This is a genomic window from Streptomyces sp. WAC06614 (assembly GCF_003949795.1).
Classification (GTDB): domain Bacteria; phylum Actinomycetota; class Actinomycetes; order Streptomycetales; family Streptomycetaceae; genus Streptomyces.
Genome location: NZ_RPRY01000310.1, coordinates 1 through 7890 on the forward strand (window position 1 = coordinate 1; position 7890 = coordinate 7890).

Genomic DNA, 7890 nt, shown 5'->3' on the forward strand with positions numbered 1-7890 from the left:
GGGGTCGGGGCGGGGGTCGGGGCGGGGGTCGGGGCGGGGGTCGGGGCGGGGGGTCGGGGCGGGGTCGGTGCGGGGGGTCGGTGCGGGGGGTCGGTGCGGGGATCCGGCGGCGGTCCGTCAGCACGGCTCCGGCGGGAGACATCTGACGGGCCGACGGCTAAGGTGTGCGCGCACGTCCGCCGATCCGACCGCGCAGGGGGTACCCGTCATGGCTCGCGCACTGCGGCCCGTAGGGCTGGACTTCGCCGGGACCGCTCCGGTGCGGCTCGCGTTCGAGACACGGGTGACGGCGGCGCCGCAGGCGGTGTACCGGGCGCTGGCCGAGGACGTGGCGGGCTGGTCGCAGTGGTTCGGCGCGGTGTCGCTGGCCCGGCCCACGCACGGCGGGGCGGGCCGGGAGGTGGTGCTGCGCGGCGGCGTCCGGTTCCAGGAGACGGTCATGGCGGCGGAGCCGGAGCGCCGGTACGCCTACCGGGTGGACACCACCAACGTGCCCGGGGTGCGCGCCCTGTTGGAGGAGTGGCGGCTGACCGCCGCCGCTGGGGGCACCCAGGTCCGCTGGACCTTCGCGGCCGACGGTCCGGCCCCGTTCCGGCTGGCCCTCGCCGCCGCCCGGCCCGGCCTCGGCCTGTCCTTCCGTACGGCCGTCCGGACGCTCGACGCGCGGCTGGCGGGGCAACGGGCGTAGGCGGCCGCCCTGCGGCCCGGAGCCCGGAGCCCGGACGGCCGGCACGCGGACGGCCGGACGGAAGGTGGGTGCGCGGACGGCCGGCCCCCCGGACGGGCCGTCCGCGCACCCGGGACCGCCGGTCAGGCGGTCGGCTCGCGCCAGACCCCGGTCGTCAGCAGGGTCTGCAGGGTCGCGGCGTAGGGGGCGATGTCCAGGCCCTGCGCCGCCAGCCAGTCGTCGGAGTAGTACTTGTCGAGGTACCGGTCGCCCGGGTCGCACAGCAGGGTGACCACGCTGCCGCGGCGCCCCTCCGCCACCATCTCGGAGACGATCTTCAGCGCGGACCACAGGCCGGTGCCGGTCGAGCCGCCCGCCTTGCGGCCGATGGCCTGCTCCAGGGCCCGGCAGGCGGCCACGCTGGCCGCGTCCGGGACCCGCATCATCCGGTCGATCGCGCCGGGCACGAAGCTGGGCTCCATGCGCGGGCGGCCGATGCCCTCGATGCGGGAGCCGCAGTCGCCGATGACGTCCGGGTCGTGGCGGGTCCAGCCGTCGAAGAACACCGAGTTCTCCGGGTCGGGCACGCAGATGCGGGTGTCGAACTGCATGTAGTGCACGTAGCGGGCGATGGTGGCGGAGGTGCCGCCGGTACCCGCGGTCGCCACGATCCAGGTGGGCTCCGGGAACCGTTCCAGGCGCAGCTGCTGGAACATCGACTCGGCGATGTTGTTGTTGCCGCGCCAGTCCGTGGCCCGCTCGGCGTACGTGAACTGGTCCATGTAGTGGCCGCCGGTGCGCTCGGCGAGCGAGGCCGACTCCTCGTACATCTTCATCGGGTCGTCGACGAAGTGGCACTCGCCGCCGTGGAACTCGATCAGCCGGCACTTCTCCGGGCTGGTGGTGCGGGGCATCACCGCGATGAACGGGACGCCGATCAGCTTGGCGAAGTACGCCTCCGACACGGCGGTCGAACCGCTGGACGCCTCGATGACCGGGCGGCCGGGCCGCACCCAGCCGTTGCACAGGGCGTAGAGGAACAGCGAGCGGGCCAGGCGGTGCTTGAGGGAGCCGGTGGGGTGGGTGGACTCGTCCTTGAGGTACAGGTCGATGCCCCACTCCTCGGGCAGCGGGAAGCGCAGCAGGTGCGTGTCGGCGGAGCGGTTGGCGTCCGCCTGCACCTTGCGGACGGCTTCCTTCAGCCAATCGCGGTACGCCGCGTCGCTCCGGTCGACGTCCACGGTGACGGCGGTGGTGGTCGTACTCATGTGCGGTGCTCCTTGCTGTGTTCCAGCCCCCTCGCTTTTCGCAATGTACCCCTCCCACCTGCACAAACAGTCACTTTGGGGTTCCATATGGATCCCTTTCGGTTGCGCCGGAGGGGCCCCTGGGCAACTCTGATGGAGTCGTCACTGAGGGTGCAGCACCCGTAACACCAACGTCGGGGAGTCGCAGCCGTGATCAGTCATTCCCGCAGGCACTGCGTCGTGGAACTCCACGCCCTGCCGGCGCGTATCGGCCAGGTACGCCGCATCGTCGCCGCGCAATTGCGCTATTGGCAGCTCGATCCGCTCATAGACCGGGCCGCGCTCGGTGTGACGGAACTGCTCAGCAACGTCCATGCCCATGCCCAGCCCGACAAGGCCTGTGTGGTGGAGCTCGAACTCCTCCTCGGCCGGCTCACGGTGTCCGTCCACGACAACGACCCCCGGCTGCCCGTGCTGAAGGCCGCCGACCCGCTGGAGACCTGCGGGCGCGGGCTGGCGCTGGTCGAGGCGGTCAGCGAGGCGTGGGGGGCCCGGCACCGGGCCGGGAGCGCCGGGAAGGTGGTCTGGTTCTCCCTGCGCGCGGCGCCCGCGCCGCGGGCGCCGGGGCGGCCGGTGCGGTTCCGGGCGACGCCGGTGCGCGAGAACGCGCCGCCGCTGGTGATCGCCACCGCCGTGGCCCGGCCCGACACGGTGACGGTCACGGTGACGGCCTGACGGCCTGACGGCCTGACGGCCTGACGGCCTGACGGCCGCGGCTCACGGCGGCCGGCAGCCGGCGGACGGCGGACAGGCCGGCGTGCCGGGCGGCTGCCTGGCGCCGCGGTCAGGCCGCCGGGCCGCGGTCAGGCCGCCGGGCCGTGGTCAGGCCTCCGGGCCGTGGTCAGGCCTCCGGGCGGCCGTGGTCAGGCCTCCGGGCGGGCGCGGTCAGGCCACGGGGCCCAGGGCGCCCAGCGGGTCGTCGAGGACCGGCTGCCAGGCGAGTTCGGCCGCGCCGACCAGGCTGTTGTGGTCCAGGGTGCACGGCAGGATCGGTACGCCGCCGCTGCGGCCCCACAGGCTGCGGTCCGCGACCACGGCCCGCAGCCGCTCGGGGTCGGCCTGGAGCAGCTCGCGGTGCAGGCCGCCCAGGATGATCCGGTCCGGGTTGAGGATGTTCACCAGGCCGGCGAGCCCCAGCCCGAGCCGGTCGATCAGCTCCTCGGCCGCCGCCCGTACCGACGGGTCGGCGTACTCGCCGCGCAGCAGCTCCCGGGCCTGCTGGAGCAGCGAGACCTCCGGCCCGGGGGTGCGACCGGCCGCCGTGAGGAAGGCCAGCGGGTCCGCCTCCACGTCCAGACAGCCGCGGCTGCCGCAGTGGCAGGGCCGACCCTCGGGGTTCACGGTGAGGTGGCCGACCTCCAGGGCCAGGCCGGCGCTGCCGCTGTGCAGCCGGCCGTCCAGGACCAGGGCCCCGCCGACACCCCGGTGGCCGGTGGCCACGCACAGCAGGTGCTGGGCGCTGCGGCCGGCCCCGTGCCGGTGCTCGGCGAGCGCCGCGAGGTTGACGTCGTTGCCGGTCATGGCCGGCCCGTCGATCCCGGCGGCCTTGACGCACTCGGCGAAGACGGCCCGTACCGGCGAACCGGGCGGCCAGGCCACGTGCAGCGGGTTCAGGGCCGTGCCCTCCGGCTCCGCCACCGCCGAGGGGACCGCAAGGCCCGCCCCGATGCAGCGCCGGCCGCTGGCCGCCAGCAGTTCCGCGCCGGCCTCGACGACCGCGCCGAGGACCTGGGCCGGGTCGGCCGAGACGGTGACCTGGCCGGGGGCGGTGGCGACGATCCTCCCGCCCAGCCCGACCAGCGCGGCCCGGAAACCGTCCGGGTGGACCTGGGCGGCCAGCGCGACCGGGCCGTCCTCGGCCACCGACAGCCGGTGCGAGGGCCGGCCCTGGGTGCCACCGGCACCGCGGGGGCTGGAGTCCACCCGGATCAGCCCGAGCGCCTCCAGCTCGGCGGCGACGGCTCCGGCCGTGGCCCGGGTGACGCCCAGCTCCGCGGTGAGGACCGCGCGCGTGGGGGCCCGGCCGGTGTGCACGAGCTCCAGCGCCGGGCCGAGGGCGCCACGGCCCCTCTCCAGCTTGGTGCGCGTGTACGCCGTGGACGCCGTGGTCCCGTCCCCCACCCGTCGCGGGGCCGCGTTGCCGTTCATGACAGCGATCCTCGCATGATCGGCCGGTGTCCTACGGCCACCCCCTGTCCTACCGCCCCCCCTGCGCCACGGCCCCGGCCGGGTGCGCCCGGGCCCTGGCCCGGTGCGCCCGGCCCCGGCCCGGTGCGCCCGGCCCCGGGCCTGTGCGCCCGGCCCCGGCGCGGTCAGCCGAGGCCGCCGACCCGGAGCGTGATGTTCAGCCGCCCGGTCAGCCCGAGCTCGGGCGGCGCCGTGCCCGGCAGCACCTTGGGGACCCCGTGGTAGGCGCGGCGGGCCGGGCCGCCGAAGACGAACAGGTCGCCGCTGCGCAGTTCCACGTCGTGGTACGGGCGTCCGCGGGAGACGGTGTTGCCGAAGCGGAAGACGCAGGAGTCGCCGAGGCTGAGCGAGACCACCGGGTCCTCGGCGCGTTCCTCGGCGTCCCGGTGCATGCCCATGCGGGCGTCGCCCTCGTAGAAGTTGACCAGCGCGATGTCGTACGCGGGACCCGGCTCGCCGGGCGGGAGCCCGTAGGCCTCGGCGACCGCCTGCCGTCCCAGGTCGGCGAGCCAGGCGGGCATCGGCTTGACCGGGGCGCCGTCGCCGTCGACGGCGGTGCGGGCGTAGCCGTACGGGTACCAGTGCAGCCCGAGGCACACCTGGCGGGCCGTCATCACCCCGCCCCCCGGGGTCCGTACGGTGCGCAGCCCGGCCGGCGGGCGGGCCCACTCGCGGCAGGCGGCGAGCAGCTCGCGCTGGCGCGGAAGGCCGAGCCAGTCGGGCACGTGCACCGCGCCCGGTGCGACCTCGGCCCGCTCGCGCGGGAACAGTTCTCCGTGCATGGCTCCCCAGTCTGCCCCTCGGCTGCGACACTCGCCCCATGGAGATCATGGATGTCAGCGACTACGTGAAGACGCTCGACCGGGAAGGCCGGTTGCTCGCGGACACCGCCGAGCGCGCGGGGCTGGACGCCCATGTGCCGGCCTGCCCGGGCTGGCGGGTCACCGACCTGCTGCGGCACACCGGCTCGGTGCACCGCTGGGCGGCCGGCTACGTCCTGGAGGGGCACCTGGAGCCGATGCCGTTCCCCGAGGCCCCGGAGCTGGTGGGCACGGAGCTGCTGGCCTGGTTCCGGGAGGGCCACGCCGACCTGGTGCGCGCCCTCGCCGGGGCGCCGACGGACGTGCAGTGCTGGACGTTCCTGCCGACCGCCCCGCCCTCGCCGCTGGCGTTCTGGGCGCGGCGGCAGGCCCACGAGACCGCGATCCACCGGGTGGACGCGGAAGGGGCGCTGGGCGGCGCCTTCTCCCCCGTGGAGGCGCGGTTCGCCGAGGACGGCGTGGACGAGCTGCTGACCGGCTTCCATGCCCGGCCGCGCAGCCGGGTGCGGACCGAGGAGCCGCGCACGATGCGGATCCGGGCGGCCGACACCGGCGCCGTGTGGACCGTGCACCTGTCGCCGGAACCGCCGCGGACGGTGGCGGGCGACCTGGGTCCGGCCGACTGCGAGATCGTCGGCACCGCGCAGTGGCTGTACACGGCGCTGTGGAACCGGCAGCCGCTGGCGGGCCCCGAGGTGACGGGTGACGAGTCGCTGGCCCGGCTGTGGATCGAGAACGCGGGGATCTGACGCCACGCCGGACCGGGCCCGACCGTCCGTTCGGCACGGCCGGGCCCGCGCGGTGTGACCGTGGGTGCACGAGGGAACACTGTGTGCATGGGGCGAGGGACGCAGGGACGGCCACCGAAACGGGCACGAAGACGCACACAGGAAGACCGGGACGCGATCACGGTCGAGATCGGCTACGCCGTGTTCAGCGGGGCGCTGGCGGCCGCGCTGGTGTACGGCGCGGTCGCCGGCCCGGCCGTGTTCCTGACCCTGCCGCCCCGGGTGGAGCCGGTCCTACGGATCTCCGGCGGACTCCTGGCCGCCACGGTGTTCGCGCTGCGCGCCACCCACCTGCTGTGGCGCTTCGCGCGCCGCCCGGAGGACGACGGCGGGCGCTAGCGGGGTGGCGATCCGGCGGCCGGGGCAACGGGGGTTCAGCGGGCCGGGAGGCCGGTGGCGTGGGCGAGCTGGCCGGCGGCGTGGGTGAAGAACGTCTCCCGGTCCACAACGACGTTCTGGAACTGCCCGAACAGCTCGAACGAGATCAGCCCGATCAACTGCGCCCAGGCCGCCACCAGCGCGGCCGTCACCTCCGGCGGCAGCCCCTCGGCGAAGTCCGCAGTCATCCGGACGGCCTCGGGACGCAGGTCGGCGGGGAGCGGGGGCAGACCGATACCGGGGCCGGCATGGGCGGCCCGCAGGACGGCGATGAAGACGTTGCCGACCCGGGAGGCGGGGCCGATGGTGTCCTGGGGCGCCGCGTAACCGGGAACGGGCGATCCGTAGATCAGCGCGTACTCGTGCGGGTGCGCGAGCGCCCAGGCGCGCACGGCCCGGCAGACGGCGATCCAGGACCGCCGCGGCGTTTCGGACTCGGTGCGGGCGCGGGCCTCCTCGGCGGCCGCGCCGACGCTGTCGTACGCGTCGATGATCAACGCGGTCAGCAGGTCGTCCCGGCTGGGGAAGTACCGGTAGAGGGCCGAGGAGACCATGCCGAGCTCGCGCGCGACGGCGCGCAGCGAAAGCTTCGCCGCGCCCTCGGCGGCGAGCTGGCGGCGCGCCTCGTCCTTGATCGCAGCGGTGACCTCGACACGGGCCCGCTCCCGGGCTCCTCGCACGGTACTCATGGCGATCAGTGTGCCACGGGCGCGGAGCACTGCTCAAGAAACGGAGCGCCGCACAGTGAACTGATCGACGCTCCAGGATCGGAGCAGTGCTCCATTTCGGGTCAACGCTTCACTTCCGGAGCAGCGCCCCACTGCGGATCGGGGCTCCGCTCTCGGAGCAGCGCCCCACCGCGGATCGGGGCTCCGCTCCCGGAGCAGCGCCCCACCGCGGATCGAGGCTCCACTCTCGGAGCAGCACTCCACTGCGGATCGAGGCTCCACTCCCGGAGCAGCGCTCTACAGCTGATCGCGGCTTCACCCCCCGAAGCGCCGCTCCACTCGGAGTGGGCGCTCCGCTCTCAGGGCGGCGCTCCGTCGGCAGAGCACTGCTCCATTCCCGGGTCGACGCCCACAAACAAGCCTCCCGCACCATTGCGAGAGCACCGCTCTTGCCATGGTGCACCGATCCGTGCACACTGATCTCAGACGAGAGCACTGCTCTCGCAATCAATCAACCACTCCCACCAGACGCCGGAGGAACTGCCCCATGAGCGCGAACAGCCCCTACTACGTCCAGGCCAAGGGCTTCGACCTCAAGCTCAACGCGTTCATCGGCAAGCTGGCCCGCTACGGCATCAGCCTCGCCGGCACCCGGGAACTGTCCGTCCGCGGCCGGAAGTCCGGAGCGATGCAGCGCATCCCCGTCAACCTGCACCAGCACGGCGGCGACCAGTACCTCGTCTCGGCGCGCGGCCACTCCCAGTGGGTCCGCAACATGCGGGCCGCCGGCGGCGGCGAGCTCCGCGTGGGGCGGAAGGTGCGGACGTTCACCGTCACGGAGATCACCGACCCCGCGGAGCAGGCCGCCGTGCTGCGTACCTACCTGGCCCGGTGGGGCTGGGAGGTCAACCGGTTCTTCCGCGGCGTGACCGTGAAGTCCTCCGAGGAGGAGCTCCGCGCGTCCGCCGCCGACCACCCGGTCTTCCGCCTGACCCTCACCGACTGACCGCCACCCCGCCCTACCGCCGGCCCTTGCCCACTGTCCTCCCGCCCCTGCCGGGCCCTGCCCTGCCC

9 protein-coding genes are annotated in these 7890 nt (G+C 74.7%); 5 read left to right on the forward strand and 4 right to left on the reverse strand.

What is annotated here, in order from left to right; translation table 11 throughout:
* Window positions 1-208: 208 nt before the first annotated feature.
* Window positions 209-688: an SRPBCC family protein gene (locus EF918_RS28875; protein ID WP_125651876.1), complete on the forward strand. Its 480-nt coding sequence runs from the start codon at window positions 209-211 to the stop codon at window positions 686-688.
* Window positions 689-810: 122 nt separating this feature from the next.
* Here EF918_RS28875 and EF918_RS28880 read toward each other — a convergent pair whose 3' ends face one another.
* Entirely contained in the window at window positions 811-1935 is a 1125-nt protein-coding gene (locus EF918_RS28880; RefSeq protein WP_125651877.1) for a PLP-dependent cysteine synthase family protein, read from the reverse strand.
* A gap of 189 nt (window positions 1936-2124) precedes the next feature.
* On the opposite strand from EF918_RS28880, the gene EF918_RS28885 reads away from it, so the two are divergent.
* Window positions 2125-2649: an ATP-binding protein gene (locus EF918_RS28885; protein ID WP_125651878.1), complete on the forward strand. Its 525-nt coding sequence runs from the start codon at window positions 2125-2127 to the stop codon at window positions 2647-2649.
* A 210-nt stretch (window positions 2650-2859) separates the two neighbouring features.
* Here the strand turns inward: EF918_RS28885 and EF918_RS28890 are convergent, their stop codons facing one another.
* Window positions 2860-4122, reverse strand: coding sequence for an ROK family protein (locus EF918_RS28890; RefSeq protein WP_125651879.1), 1263 nt, complete (start codon window positions 4120-4122; stop codon window positions 2860-2862).
* A gap of 164 nt (window positions 4123-4286) precedes the next feature.
* Window positions 4287-4943, reverse strand: coding sequence for an alpha-ketoglutarate-dependent dioxygenase AlkB (locus EF918_RS28895; RefSeq protein WP_125651880.1), 657 nt, complete (start codon window positions 4941-4943; stop codon window positions 4287-4289).
* A 47-nt stretch (window positions 4944-4990) separates the two neighbouring features.
* Here EF918_RS28895 and EF918_RS28900 point away from each other — a divergent pair, with 47 nt between their 5' ends.
* Both EF918_RS28900 and EF918_RS28905 read left to right on the forward strand, forming a co-directional pair.
* The gene (locus tag EF918_RS28900) at window positions 4991-5731 is read left to right on the forward strand and encodes a maleylpyruvate isomerase family mycothiol-dependent enzyme (RefSeq protein WP_125651884.1); all 741 of its coding nucleotides are present in this window, start codon (window positions 4991-4993) and stop codon (window positions 5729-5731) included.
* Between the two features lie 87 nt (window positions 5732-5818).
* Entirely contained in the window at window positions 5819-6109 is a 291-nt protein-coding gene (locus tag EF918_RS28905) for a DUF6332 family protein (protein ID WP_125651881.1), read from the forward strand.
* 35 nt (window positions 6110-6144) lie between these two features.
* Here EF918_RS28905 and EF918_RS28910 read toward each other — a convergent pair whose 3' ends face one another.
* Window positions 6145-6837: a TetR/AcrR family transcriptional regulator gene (locus EF918_RS28910; RefSeq protein ID WP_125651882.1), complete on the reverse strand. Its 693-nt coding sequence runs from the start codon at window positions 6835-6837 to the stop codon at window positions 6145-6147.
* Window positions 6838-7363: 526 nt separating this feature from the next.
* On the opposite strand from EF918_RS28910, the gene EF918_RS28915 reads away from it, so the two are divergent.
* Window positions 7364-7822 (forward strand): nitroreductase family deazaflavin-dependent oxidoreductase, encoded by a 459-nt coding sequence (locus tag EF918_RS28915; protein ID WP_260610775.1) that lies wholly within the window; start codon window positions 7364-7366, stop codon window positions 7820-7822.
* Window positions 7823-7890 lie beyond the last annotated feature (68 nt).